The organism is Neolewinella maritima, assembly GCF_923081025.1.
Taxonomy (GTDB): Bacteria; Bacteroidota; Bacteroidia; order Chitinophagales; family Saprospiraceae; genus Neolewinella; species Neolewinella maritima.
The window spans coordinates 787,878-804,206 of sequence record NZ_CAKLPZ010000001.1; the positions used below are offsets into that span (position 1 = coordinate 787,878).

At 63.2% G+C, this 16,329-nt stretch carries 15 protein-coding genes; 9 read left to right on the plus strand and 6 right to left on the minus strand.

The genetic code is table 11. The annotated features are described in order from the left end of the window. Together MJQ68_RS03205 and MJQ68_RS03210 are read right to left on the minus strand one after the other, a co-directional pair. Positions 1 to 924 carry a DNA/RNA non-specific endonuclease gene (locus tag MJQ68_RS03205; RefSeq protein ID WP_238749536.1) on the minus strand — a complete coding sequence of 308 codons (924 nt, stop codon included), beginning with the start codon at positions 922 to 924 and terminating at the stop codon, positions 1 to 3. A gap of 35 nt (positions 925 to 959) precedes the next feature. After that, positions 960 to 1,973, minus strand: a complete 1,014-nt coding sequence (locus MJQ68_RS03210; RefSeq protein WP_238749537.1) for a DUF2279 domain-containing protein — start codon at positions 1,971 to 1,973, stop codon at positions 960 to 962. Between the two features lie 88 nt (positions 1,974 to 2,061). Here MJQ68_RS03210 and rpe point away from each other — a divergent pair, with 88 nt between their 5' ends. From rpe to MJQ68_RS03250, 8 genes are all read left to right on the plus strand, one after another. Next, the gene (gene rpe, locus MJQ68_RS03215; RefSeq protein WP_238749538.1) at positions 2,062 to 2,736 is read left to right on the plus strand and encodes a ribulose-phosphate 3-epimerase; all 675 of its coding nucleotides are present in this window, start codon (positions 2,062 to 2,064) and stop codon (positions 2,734 to 2,736) included. A gap of 45 nt (positions 2,737 to 2,781) precedes the next feature. Next, positions 2,782 to 3,384 (plus strand): adenylyl-sulfate kinase, encoded by a 603-nt coding sequence (gene cysC / locus MJQ68_RS03220; protein ID WP_238749539.1) that lies wholly within the window; start codon positions 2,782 to 2,784, stop codon positions 3,382 to 3,384. Then, positions 3,381 to 4,289 (plus strand): sulfate adenylyltransferase subunit CysD, encoded by a 909-nt coding sequence (gene cysD / locus MJQ68_RS03225; RefSeq protein ID WP_238749540.1) that lies wholly within the window; start codon positions 3,381 to 3,383, stop codon positions 4,287 to 4,289. Before cysC ends, cysD begins: the two co-directional genes overlap by 4 nt. A 123-nt stretch (positions 4,290 to 4,412) precedes the next feature. Beyond that, entirely contained in the window at positions 4,413 to 5,675 is a 1,263-nt protein-coding gene (gene cysN / locus MJQ68_RS03230; protein WP_238749541.1) for a sulfate adenylyltransferase subunit CysN, read from the plus strand. 15 nt (positions 5,676 to 5,690) lie between these two features. Next, on the plus strand, positions 5,691 to 6,503 hold the full coding sequence (locus MJQ68_RS03235) for a hypothetical protein (protein WP_238749542.1): 813 nt from the start codon (positions 5,691 to 5,693) through the stop codon (positions 6,501 to 6,503). 13 nt (positions 6,504 to 6,516) lie between these two features. Beyond that, positions 6,517 to 7,647 (plus strand): DUF4249 family protein, encoded by a 1,131-nt coding sequence (locus MJQ68_RS03240; protein ID WP_238749543.1) that lies wholly within the window; start codon positions 6,517 to 6,519, stop codon positions 7,645 to 7,647. After that, complete coding sequence (locus MJQ68_RS03245; RefSeq protein WP_238749544.1) at positions 7,635 to 10,046, plus strand: TonB-dependent receptor; 2,412 nt, start codon at positions 7,635 to 7,637, stop codon at positions 10,044 to 10,046. Before MJQ68_RS03240 ends, MJQ68_RS03245 begins: the two co-directional genes overlap by 13 nt. Before the next feature lie 39 nt (positions 10,047 to 10,085). Further along, positions 10,086 to 10,352 carry a Ykof family thiamine-binding protein gene (locus MJQ68_RS03250; protein ID WP_238749545.1) on the plus strand — a complete coding sequence of 89 codons (267 nt, stop codon included), beginning with the start codon at positions 10,086 to 10,088 and terminating at the stop codon, positions 10,350 to 10,352. On the opposite strand, the gene MJQ68_RS03255 is transcribed toward MJQ68_RS03250, so the two are convergent. Together MJQ68_RS03255 and MJQ68_RS03260 are read right to left on the minus strand one after the other, a co-directional pair. After that, positions 10,349 to 11,674 (minus strand): ABC transporter permease, encoded by a 1,326-nt coding sequence (locus MJQ68_RS03255; RefSeq protein ID WP_238749546.1) that lies wholly within the window; start codon positions 11,672 to 11,674, stop codon positions 10,349 to 10,351. The genes MJQ68_RS03250 and MJQ68_RS03255 overlap by 4 nt on opposite strands. 3 nt (positions 11,675 to 11,677) lie before the next feature. Further along, positions 11,678 to 12,616, minus strand: coding sequence for an ABC transporter ATP-binding protein (locus tag MJQ68_RS03260; RefSeq protein ID WP_238749547.1), 939 nt, complete (start codon positions 12,614 to 12,616; stop codon positions 11,678 to 11,680). 86 nt (positions 12,617 to 12,702) lie between these two features. On the opposite strand from MJQ68_RS03260, the gene MJQ68_RS03265 reads away from it, so the two are divergent. Next, positions 12,703 to 13,611, plus strand: a complete 909-nt coding sequence (locus tag MJQ68_RS03265) for a diacylglycerol/lipid kinase family protein (RefSeq protein WP_238749548.1) — start codon at positions 12,703 to 12,705, stop codon at positions 13,609 to 13,611. On the opposite strand, the gene MJQ68_RS03270 is transcribed toward MJQ68_RS03265, so the two are convergent. Together MJQ68_RS03270 and MJQ68_RS03275 are read right to left on the minus strand one after the other, a co-directional pair. Further along, positions 13,608 to 14,216 carry a Uma2 family endonuclease gene (locus tag MJQ68_RS03270; RefSeq protein WP_238749549.1) on the minus strand — a complete coding sequence of 203 codons (609 nt, stop codon included), beginning with the start codon at positions 14,214 to 14,216 and terminating at the stop codon, positions 13,608 to 13,610. The genes MJQ68_RS03265 and MJQ68_RS03270 overlap by 4 nt on opposite strands. A 37-nt stretch (positions 14,217 to 14,253) precedes the next feature. Beyond that, positions 14,254 to 16,311, minus strand: coding sequence for a ComEA family DNA-binding protein (locus MJQ68_RS03275; protein WP_238749550.1), 2,058 nt, complete (start codon positions 16,309 to 16,311; stop codon positions 14,254 to 14,256). Positions 16,312 to 16,329 lie beyond the last annotated feature (18 nt).

Genomic DNA, 16,329 nt, shown 5'->3' on the forward strand with positions numbered 1-16,329 from the left:
TTAATTTTTCACCTGGTTCCACTGTTTCGTGCGCCGGTCGTACTTCTTCTTACTGAATAGCCAGAAATCCGGATTGCCCGATGCTTCGAGCTCGGCCTCGAGGTCGTCGGGCATAAGGTCGGCAAAGAAATCGAGTCCGGTAATGCGCTCCACCTCGTCGATGCTCATGGCGTAGGCCGTCAGTGGCTCGAAGCTCACCTCGTTCGGGATGACAAAGCCGATGCCCTTTTGCTGCGGGTCTTCCAGATCCAGCAGCACTTTGAAGTAGGACCTCGGCACCGCCACCCGGTTATCGCGACCGATGTAGAACTTGGGCGCCTCACTGGTGACCGGACCGGTGACGACGTAGAGCTGCTGCTCGCGCTTGGCCCAGTCGCGCGTCAGCTCTTCCAGCTCGCGCCATACGCCCTGATTGAATTGCCGGGCCTGGGGGCTTACGTTGGAGAGGTAGAAGGTGCGGTCGGCCAGCTCGGCGTCCCAGGCGAAGTCGGCAAAGGGGGCTAGGTGGCCACGGTCGTAGCCGCTGCCCCGGTAGTCGCCCAGGCTAGCCGAGCCGCTACGCACCGCCGGGTCCTCCCGGAAGTGGTCGTCGCGCTTCGTCCACTCCTGCTGCAGGTGCTGACGGGTGAGAATGTAGGCCACCCAGTCGGCCTGTTCCCAGTCTTCATTGTAGGATAGCACGAAACCCTCGTGGTCGATCACTTGTCCGGATGCCCCGCTGGGTAGGTAGTAAGCTTCTCCGGTGTAGCCAGTACGCTGCACCAGACTTACATCGGGGGCCCCTTCCCCCGATGACGTAACCCCAAAAGTGTGAAAGCCCCAGACCAGTCCGCCGAGGATGGCGGCGAAGAGCCCGACCTTAACGATGGTGGTACCGGAGGCCGTGCCGCCCCGCGATGCATGGTTTCTGCGCAATTTTGCCATGGCTGCAAGGTAAGGCGGTGGTCCTCACGGGGGGGCTACCGCAGCCAGCGCCCGTAGAACTTACCGCGGCTGTACTCCAGGGCCGGGGCGGGCACCTTGACGAAGTCGAGGATACCGAGCGCCAGGCGCACCCAGCGCTTCTTGGTGGGGATGCGGCTGAGGTAGATATCGGGGCTCAGGTACCACTGCCGGCGGCGGGCATCGTTGCGGTAGCCGAACCCACCGCCGTTGTCCTGCCACGTATTATAGTAGGCGCCGTACACGTCTTCCACGCCGTAGCCGACCGCAATATTGAGCCACTGCGGCAGCCGGCTGTGGGGCCGAAAGGAGGCGGGGTTGACGGATACCCAGATGGTCTGGGCGTTGTAGTCCTTAAGGAAGCGCTCGAAGGGGTTATCCCCGAAGCGCTCGCGGTCGATGTAGCCCAGGTTGGACTGCTGACCCTGGCCATTGGTGACCGGCACGTCGGGCGGGCGGCGCAGGTCGCTATTCACTTTAATGAGGATGCGCTGCTCCTGCCACAGCACGTCCTGAGCGGTGAAGACCAGGCTGCCGGCCAGGTTGGCCCCCATATCGCTGAGGCTGAAGCCCCATTCGGAGCTGTAGCCGTCCAGGGTTTCAATCGTGCCCTGCAGCAGGTTGGCCACACCCAGGGCGGCGTAGCGGGCGGCGGGACGCTTCAGGCCCGCCCAGCGCAGTCCGGCAAAGGCGGAACGGCTAAAGAAGTAGGCGGTGAAGAAGTGACCGGCCTTGTCCATCTGTTGCCACTCCGGCCAGTCGTTGAAGGTATGGAAGCCCTCCAGCTCGTAGTCCTTGTACCAGATCGAGTACAGTCCGATCCCAAAGGCGGCGTAGGTGCCGGTGCCGATGCCTACCGAGGTATAGAAACGAGATTTATTGAATTCATCAGCGGGTGTGAGCCAGGTCTGCGGCGCATGGCCGGCCAGGGGGTCGCGCTGGGTGTAGTCGTAGCGCAGTTTCGGGCTACCCTGGGCCAGGAGGGCGCTGCACGCAGGTGCCAGGAACAGGAAAAAAAGCAGTAGCCGCATATACTAGTAAGGGGTCAGTCCATAAACGGCACGTACCGGGCTCTTGGTTTGCCGCGGCGTAGCTTTACGACTTGCTAAACGCAGTTCTATGTCACATTTTGTAGCCCCCTCCCTGCTTGCCGCCGACTTTCGCCACCTAGATAAGGCCATCGAGCTGGTCAATACCAGTGACGCCGACTGGTTTCACCTGGACGTGATGGACGGCCGCTTCGTGCCCAACATCTCCTTCGGCCAGTTCATCGTCGAGCAGATCGCCGAGCGGGCCGAGAAGTACGTCGACGTGCACCTGATGATCGAGGATCCGGGGCGCTACATCGAGTCCTTTGCCCGGGCCGGTGCCAGCGGAATCACGGTACACGCCGAGGCCTGTCCCCACCTCCACCGCGTCATTCAGCAGATCCGGGAGGCCGGCGTGAAGGCGGGCGTGGCCCTCAATCCCCACACCCCGGTGAGTCAGTTGGAAAACGTGATCGAGGAGCTCGATGTCGTGGTGGTCATGACCGTCAACCCGGGCTTCGGCGGACAAAAGTTCATCTACCAGAGCATCCCCAAGATCCGCCAGCTGGCCGATCTGATCGCGGTGCAGAACTCCCGGGCCCTCATCGAGGTGGACGGTGGTATCGGTCTGCAGAACGCCCAGAAGGTATTGGAGGCGGGCGCGCGGGTACTTGTAGCGGGCAGCGCGGTATTCGGAGCGGACGATCCGGCCGACGTGATCACCCGGTTGAAGGCCATCGATGCGAACCCGCTGGCCTACGTGTAGCGTCATTGTAGCGGCTCGCTGTATCTTCGCGCCTCATTTCAGTATATGGCCGAGCATATTCATCCCATTCACGAGCAGTTAGTGCAGCGCAGCGAGCGCGAGGCGGCCAATGGCCACCGGGGTGGGGTAGTGTGGCTGACCGGGCTATCCGGCAGCGGCAAGAGCACCATCGCGGCGGCCGTAGAGCGCCGGCTGTTCGAGCGCGGCGTATTCGTGCAGGTACTCGACGGGGACAATGTCCGCAACGGACTCAACGGAAACCTGGGCTTCAGCCTGGCGGACCGGCAGGAGAACGTGCGCCGCGTCGCCGAGGTCGCCAAGCTATTTGCCGGGGCGGGCGCGCTGGTGCTGTGCTCGTTCGTGAGCCCTACGCGCGACATCCGGGCTACCGTAGCCGAAATCGTCGGCGATGACTACCTCGAAGTATACATCAACACCCCCCTGGAAGAGTGCGAACGCCGTGACGTCAAGGGGCTCTACGCCAAGGCCCGGGCGGGTGAGATCAAGCAGTTCACCGGCATCGACAGCCCCTACGAAGCACCCCCCGACCCCTTCCTCGACCTGCCTACCACCGACCTGACGGTCGAGCAGGCCGCCACCCAACTCATCGAAGCACTTACCCCCCGCCTACAACTCCCCCACGCATGACCGCCAACTACCAGCTCAACCACCTGCGGGAGCTTGAATCCGAAAGCATCTTTGTGCTCCGCGAGGTCGCCGCCCAGTTTGAGAACCCCGTGCTGCTGTTCAGCGGCGGCAAGGACTCCATCCTGATGGTGCACCTGGCGGTCAAGGCCTTCCACCCCGCCAAGATCCCCTTCACGCTGCTGCACGTCGATACCGGCCACAACTTCCAGGAGGCACTCGACTACCGTGACGCCCTGGTCGAACGCATCGGTGCTAATCTCGTCGTAGGCTCCGTACAGGAGGCGATCGACAGCGGCATGGTCCGTGAAGAGACCGGCTACAACGCCACGCGCAACTTCCTGCAGACCGCCGTCCTGCTCGACGCCCTCGAGAAGGGCAAGTACGACGCCGCCCTCGGTGGAGGCCGCCGCGATGAGGAAAAAGCCCGCGCCAAGGAGCGCTTCTTCAGCCACCGCGACGAGTTCGGCCAGTGGGACCCCAAGAACCAGCGCCCGGAGCTCTGGAACCTGTTCAACGGCCGCAAGCAGTTCGGCGAGCACTTCCGCATCTTCCCGATCTCTAACTGGACGGAGCTGGACGTCTGGCAGTACCTGGCCGTCGAGCAGGTCGATCTGCCGAGCCTCTACTTTGCCCACGAGCGCCCGGTCTTCGAGCGCGACGGCATGCTGCTGGCCGATTCCGAATTCCTGCCCCGCCGCCCGGAGGAGCAGCTCGTCACCCGCAGCGTACGCTGCCGCACCATCGGTGACATCACGACCACCGGCGTCTGGGAGAGTACGGCCACTACCCTGGAGGACATCATCGCCGAGGTCAGCATCGCCCGCAAGACGGAGCGCGGCGGCCGGGCGGACGATAAGCGGTCGGAGACCGCGATGGAGGACCGGAAGAAGCAGGGGTACTTTTAGGGTCGCCTGCGGCTGGTTAGACCGCTTCGCGGGTAGATCGCCTTCGGCTCGTTAGACCGCCTTCGGCGGGTAGACCGCTTCGCGGGTTGGGGGCAATTTTTAGTTGTAAATAGTACGTTGCATATGATCAATTCTTTAGCGCATACCGAACTGCTTCGCTTTACTACGGCGGGCTCCGTCGATGACGGGAAGTCTACCCTGATCGGCCGGCTGCTGTACGACTCCAAGTCGATCTTCGAGGATCAGTACGAGGCGATCTCACAGACCAGCGCCAAGCGCGGGGAGGAAGGGGTGAACCTGGCGCTACTTACCGACGGACTCAAGGCCGAGCGGGAGCAGGGCATCACCATCGACGTGGCCTACCGCTACTTCGCTACGCCGAAGCGCAAGTTTATCATTGCCGACACCCCGGGCCATACGCAGTATACCCGCAATATGGTTACGGGCGCCTCCACGGCCAACGTTGCCCTGATCCTGGTGGATGCCCGCCACGGTGTGGTGGAGCAGACGCGGCGGCACAGCTTCATCGCCTCCCTGCTACAGATCCCCCACCTGATCGTATGCATCAATAAGATGGATCTGGTGGACTTCAAGGAAGACGTCTACGAAAAGATCAAGGAAGACTTCAGCACCTTCTCCCACCGGCTCAACGTGAAGGACGTGGACTTCATCCCGATGTCCGCCCTGCTGGGTGACAATGTCGTCGAGCGCAGCACGAATATGGACTGGTACGGCGGCTCCACCCTGCTGTACTCCCTGGAGAACGTGCACATCGGTAGCGACAACAACTTCATCGACTGCCGGCTGCCGGTACAGACGGTCATCCGCCCCTACAGCGATGAGTACCACGATTACCGCGGCTACGCCGGCCGCATTGCCGGTGGCGTATTCAAGAAGGGAGACAAGGTGACCGTACTACCCAGTGGCTTCAGCAGCACCATCGCCAAGATCGACACCTACGACGGCGAACTGGAGGAAGCCTTTCCTCCGATGTCCGTCACCCTGCTGCTGGAGGACGACATCGATATCAGCCGCGGCGATATGATCGTGCGCGAGAATAACCAGCCGGACATCAGCCAGGATATCGAGGCTATGCTCTGCTGGTTCAACGAGCGGCCCCTGCAGCCCCGTGGCAAGTACGCCATCATGCATACCACGCAGGAAGCCCGTTGCATCATCAAGGAGGTACGCTACCGGCTCGACATCAACACCCTGCACCGCGACGAAGAGAATAAGGAGGTGCAGATGAACGACATCTGCCGGGTACTGCTGCGCACCACCAAGCCGTTACTCACGGATACCTACCGACGCAACCGCATCACGGGCAGCATCATCCTGGTGGATGAGCAGACCAACGAGACGGTAGCCGCCGGTATGATCATCTAAGTACACCCCCCTCCGTTGCGCATTCTACTCTACGGTCTGGCTATTCTGCTCTGCACGGGCTGTTACGAGGACCGTGTCGGCTGTCTCGACCCGGATGCGGACAACTACGACCTGCAGGCCGACGAGGGCTGTACCGACTGCTGCGTTTATCCCGACTTCTCGATCCGCATCAGTCCGGAGTGGAACGATACGGCCCTGGTCGTAGGACAAACCTATACCGACGGAGCAGGGCACCCGTTCCAGCTCATCCGCTTCCGCTACTACCTGGGGGAACTGCGCCTGGAGTCTACCGCCACGGAACTGGCCGAACCCGCCCGCCCGGTCGAACTGCAGGAAGGAATAGCCGGCGACACCACCGACGTGATTCTGAACGGCAATTACCTGCTGGCGACCACGACGGTCACCACCTCTACCGTCGGTACCCTGCGTATCGGTACCGCGGCGCTGCGCAGCTTCAGCGGCACCTACGGACTGCCGGATCGCTACCGCAACGTGATCCCCTTCACCGCCCCCAGTGGCGATGCCCTGCGTACCCAGCCCGGCCGGCTCAACTACCGGGACGGGCGGGGCTACGTACAGTCGCGCCTGGAGTACACCCTGACGCCCGGCGGCGACACCCTCTCGGTGAGCTCCTACGGCAGCGTTCCCTTTTCGCTCGACTTCGGCGACGACCTGCTGCCGGAGCGCGGACTCGACCTGCGGCTCGACGTGACCGCGCAACTGGATCTTCTGCTGGGCTCGATCGACCTGACGGCGGACTCCGCCACCATCGCGCAGGCGCTGGACCGGGAGGTCGACTTCCTGCGCCCGGTAGCCATCGTGCAGTAGGTATCTTTACGGCATGCTGTATGCCCGCTGTCTGGCACTTATCGTATTCACCCTGCTCTGCACCGGCTGCATCGAGCCCACCGAGCCCGTCTTCCGCCTGGAGCAGCCCTTCTACCTGGTGGAGGGGGAGCTGACGGACCAGTCCGGGCAGAGTCAGCTCACCGTGCGGCAGTCTAACTTCAGTGACGTCCAGCTCACCCTCGACCCCATCAGCGATGCTACCGTACTGGCCGAGGAGGAGGGGGCGGGCACGCGGGTGCAGTGGCAGGCCGATCCGGACGTCCCCGGTACTTACCGGGCACCTGCGGACTTCGCCGTACAACCCGGAGAGCGCTGGTTCGTCAACGTCCGTTTTCCCGACGGCACGGAGGCGATCTCGGCGGCCGAGCTACTTCCCGCAGCCAGCCGCATCGATGACTTCCGCGTAGCCTTCGAGCAGGAAGGGCGCTTCGTGACGGCCCAGCGCCGCTTTGTGCCCGTATTCCGCCTCCTGCTCGACTTCACCGACCCGGAGGGCACGGAGGATTACTACGAATGGAACTACCGCTACTGGGAGCAGGAGGTGGTCTGCGCCAGCTGCGACCGCGGCGTATACCGGGAAGGGGAGTGTATCCCCGTGGAACGCTTTACCACCAACAACGAGCGCTACGACTACCTCTGTGAGTCGAGCGAAGACGGTTGCTTCCGCCAGCGGGGTGGCAACCAACTCGATCTATCCACCGACCAGGCCTTCGCCGGCGGAGCGGTGCAGGATCGGCCGATCGGTGAGATCGACTTTACCGACTTCGGCGGCATCCTCATCGAAGCCATCCAGTACGGCCTCACCGCCGAGGCCTACGCCTACGGAAAGGTAGCCGCCGATATCGTGCGGGGGAGCAGCGGACTCAACGCCACGCTCCCCGCAGCCCTCAACGGTAATGTGCGTAACCTGGACCCGGACGGACCGGAAGTGCTGGGCAACGTACGGGTAGCCAGCCGGACCACGCGGCGGCTGTTCTTTGTCCGTGACGCAACCTTCGGGGAACCACCCCCGCGGGACCGTACCATCCGCCTGGAACCCTCCAACCCACCCTTCACCCCCCCGCAGGCACCGTGCAGTGGCAACGGCCGCACCCCCATCAAACCGGACGGATGGCCCGATTGATCCGCCTACTCGTACTGCTGCTACCCCTCAGCGGCTTCGCCCAATCCGTGGAGCTGAAGCTGCGTGTCGTGGACCTGGACGGCGATGCGCCCCTGGCCTTTGTCAGCGTGCAACTATCGCCCGGACGGGTAGCGGGACAGACCGACGAGCGGGGTCGCCTCACGCTGACGGCCGAGCCCGGCGTCTATACCCTGCGGGCCAGCTACACCGGCTACGCGCCCTTCGAACAGAAGCTCCAACTGCGCGACGACCTCGAAGCCACCCTGCGGCTGGAGGCCAGCTCCGAGCAGCTCGAGACCATCGTCGTCACCGATCGGGCCGACCGCCTCGCACTGAGCCGGCCCGCGATGGGTGTGGAGCAGCTATCCGCCCGGGAGCTCGAAAATGTTCCCACCGTACTCGGCGAGCGCGATGTACTCAAGTCCCTGCAGCTACTGGCCGGGGTTTCCTCGGCCGGGGAGGCGAGCAATGGCGTGAGCGTACGGGGTGGCACGATCGACCAGAACCTGCTGCTGTACGACGGGGCACCGGTATTCACGCCCACCCACCTGTTCGGGCTATTCACCGTGTTCACGCCGGATGCGGTGGCGGGCATCGACCTGTACCGGGGCAATATCCCGGCCCGCTTCGGAGGGCGTATCGCCTCCGTGCTGGACGTCCGTTCCAAAACGCCGGGTAGTGAACCCACGGAGATCCGGGGGGGTATCGGACTGATATCCAGTAATCTGGCCATCGAGACCCCGCTGGACAAGCGGCGGCGTCTGGGCCTGCTGGTCTCCGCCCGCGGGGCCTACAACGATGCACTATTCCCCGTCATCGACCGCCTCAAAAATACTAGGAGCCGCTTTGCCGATGCCACCGTAAAGCTTCGCTACCGCGCCGGCGAGCGGGACTTCTTTACCCTGTCGGGTTTCTACAGTCAGGATGTGTACCAGGTCGACCTGATCAGCCAGGTGGGTGGGGTGCCGGCCGTGGCCAACCAGTACGCCTACCTGACTCTGAATGGGGGACTGGAGTGGCTGCACTTTTTTACCGACGACCTAGCCCTCAACGTCAGTGCACACCGCGCCAACTACGATCCCGAACTGCGCTTCGTGCAGGAAGACGGGGGGCGGGTCAATTTCCTGTCCGGCATCGACTACTCCATCGGGCGGGCAACGCTGGGCTATACCACCGGGCAGCACCAGCTCGGCGGGGGCATACAGTACGACCGGTACCGCCTGAATCCCGGCCGGTTGGATCCCGGCGGCGTGAGCGGCATCACCCCCCTCGAACTGGAGCAGGAGATCGGCGTAGAGGCGGCGGCCTACGTGGAGAACGAGTGGAAGATCAGCGATCGCCTCGGTCTGAGCGCGGGCCTGCGGTACGTCCGCTACCAGCAGCTGGGACCGGGCGAGCTACGCACCTACCGGCCGGACGAAGAGCTGCGGGCCGGCACCCTCCTGGACGTTACGCCCTTCGGACAGGGGGAGGAGATCGTGACCTACAGTGGTCTGGAACCCCGCCTGGGCCTCAACTTCCGGGTCACCAGTACGACCAGCTTCAAGGCGTCCTACGCCCGCTCGCGGCAGTACCTGCAGAACATCTACAACGCCACCACCCCCGTACCTACCAGCCGCTGGAAGGTGAGCGACCCGAACGTGGGTCCGCAGACCGGCGACCTCTACTCCCTGGGCCTGACCCACCGCACTGCCAATGAGAAGTACATCTTTCAGCTCGAGACCTATTACCGACAGATCACCGACCTACTGGAGTACAAACCGGGGGCCGATTTCTTCCTCAACCCCACCGTAGAAACCGACCTGCTGCGCGGGGAGGGGCGGGGCTACGGCGTGGAGCTCACCGCACGGCGCAGCAGCGGCCGCATCACCGGTGAGCTGAACTACACCTACGCCCGGATCGAGAACCGCGTAGCCGGCGACGGACCCACTACCCGCATCAACCGCGGGGCCTGGTACCCGGGCTACTTCGACCAGCCGCATACTTTCACCAGCAACCTGATCCTCAACGAGGGCCGCACCCACGAACTGGGCCTGAACCTGATCGTGCAGAGCAACCGTCCGTACACCGTTCCAAACGGCTTCGTGACGGTGCGGGGCGTACCCGTCCCGCTATTTTTGGAGCGCAACAACGACCGCTTGCCGATCTACCACCGGCTGGACTTCAGCTGGACCATCCACAACATCAAAAAACAGCAGCGCCGCTGGACCGGCGACTGGGTGTTCACCGTCTACAACCTCTACGGCCGCGACAACGCCTACAATGTGTTCTACCAGCCCCGGGACGCCAACACCCCGGCACTGGGAATCTTTTCAGGTAGCCCGTTCGCGGCCTACCGGCTGAGCATTTTCGGCGCCCCGGTAGTGTCGCTGTCGTACAAGTTTACCTTCCTTCCCTGATAAGCACCGCCCCGATAGCTATCGGGGCGGCCCCGCCCTATGCACGTATCGATCGACCTTTCGCTCTACCCCCTCACGCCGGACTACGAGGCGCCCATCATTGCCTTCATCGAGCGGCTGCACGGCCACGCCGGGATACAGGTAGCGACCAACCACCTGGCTACGCAGCTGACCGGAGAATACGATACCGTGATGGACGTACTGAAGGAAGCGATGCGCCCTACGCTGGCCAGCGAGACGGCCTGCTCCTTCGTGATCAAGCTACTGAACGTGGTGATAGTGCCCGGGGAGGCGGCTACGCTTTAGTACTTGGCGGTGATCCACTTGCCCATGTCCTTGAAGCTGGACTTCTTGCCGTAGTTGAGGATGCCGACGCGGTAGATGCGGCTGGCCACCCAGATCATCAGTCCGGCGAAGAGGAAGACGGACAGAATGCTGAGCCCGAGCTGCCACAGCGGCGGATCGAAGGCCAGGCGGGCGGGCATCACGATGGGCGCGAAGAGGGGGAAGATGCTGGACCAGACCGCCAGACTGGAGTTGGGGTTCTGGATGGCCGCCATCATGATGTAAAAGGCCAGAATGACGGGGATCATGATGGGGATGGTGAGCGTCTGCCCCTCTCCCATATCGTCGCCCATGGAGGAGCCCACCGCCGCGAAGAGCGAGGCGTAGATGAAGTAGCCCCCCAAAAAGTAAATGAAGAAGGAGGGGGCAATGATCCACCAGTTGAGGTCACCCAGGCCGGCCAGCACGCGCTCGACCATACCCTGCAGCTCCTGGGGGTCCATCTCGGGGGAGCCGGCCATCTCGGGCTGATTGCTGCCGTCGATACCGAACAGCAATCCGACTACAAAGAGCAGCAGTGGGATCGTGACGAGCCACACCAGTACCTGCGTAAGGCCCAACATGCCCACACCGATGATCTTGCCCAGCATGAGGGTGAAGGGGCGCACCGAGGAGACGACCACCTCGACGATGCGGCTGGTCTTTTCCTCCATCACGGAGCGCATCACCATGGCCCCGTAGGCGAAAATGGTGATGTACATCAAAAAGCCCATCACGCTACCGATACCCGCGCCGATAGTTGTGGCCATGCTGCGGTCTTCGTTGCTGCCGTCTTCGGTGGGGGAGAGGCTGCTCACCTTGACGGTGACGTCCGTATCCAGACTGGCCAGGGTGGCCTGGTCGATCTCCAGGGCTTCGATCTTGTACTCGCGCAGGGCGCTCTGGATGCGGCGGCGGATCTTGCCCTGCACGTCCATGCTAAGGGTCTCGTCGCTGTACAACTGCGCCCGGTAGTTGCGGCTGCGCAGGTTCTTAATGGTGGGGATGACCAGGATGCCGGCGTAGGCGGTACCCCCGGGCTCCTCCTCCCGCAAGCTGGCCAGTGACTGATCCACAAAATCGAAGTACAGCCCGCTCTCGTCGGCGATGGCTCCGCCGAACAGGTCGGCGTCGTCGATGACCGCGATGCGCTGCACATCGTCGTTCTCGTAGCCGAGCACGAAGTTGGCTACGACCACGAACAGGGCCATACCAATGGGAGTGAGCAGGGTGGCCAGGATGAAGGACTTGCGGCGTACGCGGGTGACGTATTCGCGCTGGATAACGAGCCAGAGATTGGACATAACTTATGCGTTGAGCCGCGTGACGCGCTTGATGAAAATTTCGTTGAGGCTGGGCAGGAGCTCCTGGAAGCCCTGGATGTGTACGCCCATATCGAGTAGCGCACGCAGTAGCACGTTGCCGTCTTCGCCCTCCGAGAGCTGGATGTCGACCGTAGACGGTGTGTGGTTGAGTAGCTCGTAGCGCTGAGCCAGGGCGGCGGGTAGGGGATCGCCGGGGTGGGTGAGCCGGTAGCGGTGCTCGATGAACTGCCGGCGGATGTCGCGCACCTTGCCCTGTAGAATGTTGCGGCCCTGGTCGATCAGTACGATGTACTCGCAGAGCTCCTCCACCTGCTCCATGCGGTGGGTACTGAAGATGACGGCCGTGCCGGCGGCGTGCAGTCGCAGGATCTCGGTGCGCATGCGCGTAGCGTTGACCGGGTCCAGTCCGCTGAAGGGCTCGTCCAGGATCAGCAACTTGGGCTCGTGGATCACCGTGGCGATGAACTGCACCTGCTGCTGCATCCCCTTACTGAGCTCTTCGACCTTTTTTTTCCACTGTCCGTCCAGCTCGAACTTAGCCAGCCACTCCTGGGCGCGGGACTTCGCGTCGCGGGTAGAGAGTCCCTTGAGCCGCGCCAGGTAGAGCAGCTGCTCGCCCACGTACATCTGCTTGTACAGGCCGCGCTCCTCGGGCAGGTAGCCGATCTGGGTGGGGTGGTAGCCGTTGAGTGGCGCGCCCTGGAAGTAGATCTCGCCGGCGTCGGGTGCGGTGATCGTGGTGATCATGCGGATCAGGCTGGTCTTGCCCGCTCCGTTGGGGCCGAGCAGACCGAGGATCGCATCCGGCGGCATGGCAAAACTGACATCGTCCACGGCGACTTTCTCGCCGTACGCTTTGCGCACGCTGCGCACTTCGATCACGGGTGCGGAGGTGTTCACCAGGGTAGGGGATTGCGTCATAGCCGGCAAGATGTACAACTAGGGATGGAAAATGGTAAGATATGGATGAATGCGGGAGTGGAATAGACGAAGCGTATCATTGCAGCATGCTAGCCGCCCCCCACTTTTTGATCAATCCCGCCGCCGCAGGCGGTCGGGCACGGCGCTGGTGGCAAGCAGCCCTGCCGGTACTGCGCAAACACCTTCCGGACCTCACCTTCGCCGTGAGCGACGACCACCACAGCCTGGCGCAACTCGTCACGGCAGCCCTCGCCGACGGCCGGTACTTCCTCGTAGGCGTAGGCGGTGACGGCACCCACCACGACATCATCAACGCGCTTGTCCGGCAAGGCGCGCTCTCCGAAGTAACCTACGCCCCCCTCCCCTTGGGCACCGGCAACGACTGGTGCCGCACCCTGGGCGTACCCCGCCACATCCTGCGTTGGATCCCGGTACTACAGGCCGGCAAAACCATCCCCCACCGCATCGGCAAACTCACTTACCACACCCAGGGGGCGGGGCCGCAGGTGCAGTACTTCATCAACGTGGCGGGCATGGCCTACGATGCCGAGGTCGTACGCCGATCGGCGAAGCTACCGGTCAGCCACGGTCTGCTGTATCCCCTGCTTACGCTAGGCTACCTGCCCGACTTCACGCCGCCCGAGCTGGACCTGCAGTACGACGGCACCAGCGTCCGCGGCCGCTTCCACACGATCAATCTAGGCATCGGACGCTACAACGGCGGCGGCATGCGACTGGTCCCCCAGGCTGATCCCACGGCGGATACGCTGGCACTTACCTACGCAGTGGGTCTGCCGACCCGTCGCATCCTCGCGAATGGCTGGCGCTTCTACACGAATAGTATCGGTCGGGTGGAGGGCGTCACCACCACCCACGCCACCGACGTACGGATCACGGGCATCACCGGTCTGGAAGCGGACGGCGAGTGGCTGGGACAGGCGCCGGTCACGGCGGGTCTGCTGCCGGAACGGCTACGGGTAGTAGTGGGTAACTAGCCTATCTCCAGATCACCTAATGGAAGCTCAAAGCCCGGGAGGACCGTCTCGCCGGAGAGCACCTTATCGAAGCCGGTGATCACCTGCTCACTACCATCGGACCGGTAGATGTAGGTCAACTGATTCTTAGGATCGATCAGCCACGCAAGTTGTACGCCATTAGCGATCCATACCTCACGCAGCTTGGTCTGTAGCCGTCCGATCCGATCGGTATCCGACCGGATCTCAACGATAAATTCCGGCACTACGGGGGCGAAACTGTGCTTTTGCTCCTGCGTGAGCCGATCAAGTTGTTCCTTACTCACGAAGGATGCATCCGCTGACCGCACCGATCCATCGGGTAGAGTGAAACCAGTCGTCGGACTGTACACCTTGCCGAGCTTGTGCGATAGCACGAACATCCCTAGGTGAATGACAATATCGGCTTCCTGTCCGCCAGAAAGTAAGTGTACCGGAGACATAATAGACAATTGACCATCTGGCTCCCGCTCGACCAGGAGCTCGGGATGGCGGGCGCAGAAGGCAGCGAACTCCACCGGGGTAAGACTATCCTCGAAGCGTAACTGTACGCGACGGTCGGCGGGGAGTTCGATGGTGAATGGCATAGGAGTAAAACGTAGAACAGCTAAGATAGGTTATACGTCACCACCGCCAGATCACCTGTCCGCCCACCTCCGTACGCCGCGTCTTGTCCGTAGCCTCCAGCCCGCTGCCGAAGGTGCGACCGTCAAATGAGCGGGTCTGGGCCAGGCGCAGCTCCAGGGTGAGCTGACGGATGCCCTTGTAGCGGAGCAGGAGGAAGCTGCGCGCCCCCTCGTTGTAGTAGGGTAGGACGCGGGCGTTGTAGGTCAGCCCGTTCTCGTATTCGTAGAAGCGCACGTCGTAGCCATCCGTATGGAAGACGGCCAGGCGGGCGGATACGCTCAGCGGACCCAGCGGACGGTAGTGTAGATCCTGATACAGCATCACGCCCCGCTGCAGGCCCTTGCTGGCGTCTTCGGTGTAGCCCAGATCGAGCCGGCTGCGCCACTCCAGGGCCGGACGCAGCTTGTAGCCCGTATGGAAGCGGGCCTGAAAGCGGGTGCGCGGTATGACCGGGTCGATCTTCACGTCCGGACCGGCCGCCGCCACCCCGTAGCCCTTGGTTTCGCTGCGCAGCTCTACGTAGGCATCCAGGTGGCGCTTTATGCTGTAGTTGATCCGCAGCCGGTACTCATGGCCGCTGCTGGGGGCGTCGATGTTGAAGCGCAGCCAGTCGTGCCGCCACAGGTCGTAGTAGGCATTGATACGCCAGCGGGTGGCGGGGCGCACTTCCAGTCCCAGGTAGATGCCCTCCTCGTTGCGGCCCCCGCCCGACTCCCCGAAGGGCTGGGCACTCAGTGCCCGGTAGTCACGGGCGTAGTTGCGGTACACGATGGCCAGGTCTACGCGGCGGTCCAGTCCCACATTGACGCCGTGCAGCATGGCCCGTCCGCCGATCACCGCACCTGCGACCTCGCCGAAGAAGGATAGATTGCGCAGCCGGTAGTGGTAGTCCAGGCTCAGGTTGTGGAGCCGGTCGCCGTTGAAGTAGAAGCGGTTGTAGGGCCGGGGCGTGCGTAGGAGTGGGCGACTGAGGTGCTCGCCGAGCAGGTTGAGGCTGAGTTGCAGTCGGTCGGTGGGGGTGTAGCGCAGACTGCCGCCGTAGCTGTGCTGCTGCAGGGCGTTGCGGTCGGCAACCTCGGCGGTGGTGCGGTGGAGTCCGCTGAGGCCGAGGGAGGTCACGCTGGTGGAGTCACTGTCTAGATTAGCGGTGCGGGCGCGGCGGCTGCCGAATACCGTGGCCTCGACGTGCTTACCGAAGGCTAGAGTGACCCCCGCGCCGCGCATGAAACTGGCCTCGTTGACGCTGGCGTAGGGCTGCAGGGTGGGGGAGCGGCGGGCGACCGAGGTGGTCAGACTGCTCTTGCCGAAGCCAAAGCCGGTGTACAGGACCAGTCCCTGGCCGAAGCTGACCGAGAAGTCGCCCAGCGCTACGGCGCGCACCCGCCGGTTCAGTCCCCGCAGAAAGAGGTGGGCGCTGTAGAAATCGAAGCCCCGCCGCCGGTTGCTGCCGCGCAGGAAGGCCTCGCCGGGGTCCTTTTCGGCTACTACGCCCAGACTGAGCTGGGTACCGTAACGCTGCCGGTACTTCACGTAAGTGCGCCAGGGATCGCCGGTGTAGCGGGGGTCGTCGCCCTCGTAGCCCCGGGCGCGCTCCAGACGGCGGCTGGCCCGTACGAACAGCTCGCGGCTGCCTTCGGATAAGAGGGTGCGTAGGGGGACATTGATATCGTCGAGTCCGCGGGCCACGGTCACGTAGGGCAGCAGGCGGCGGATGGTCTCCAGATCGAGCCCCGGTACGACCTGCAGCTCGTACACGCTCACGAAGCTGCCCATCTGCCGACGGTAGTCCAGCAGGGCATCGATCTGCGGCGGACTTAGCAGGTAGGTAGCCGATAGGGTCTCGGCATCGGCGCGGTTCAGGTCGAGTGGCCGGCGGGCGTAGGCTTCCAGTAGGTCGAAGGCCGCATTGAAGGTGAACTCACCGCCGTCCTCGGCTTCCTGGGCGATGACGTCTTCGATCAGTTGTTCGGGCTCGGTCTGGGCGGGCAGCGTACGGCTACCCAGTAGGCAACACAGGAGGAAAGTGATAGACTGTAATAACGAACGACCGGACAAACAAAGGGGGCTAAGGGG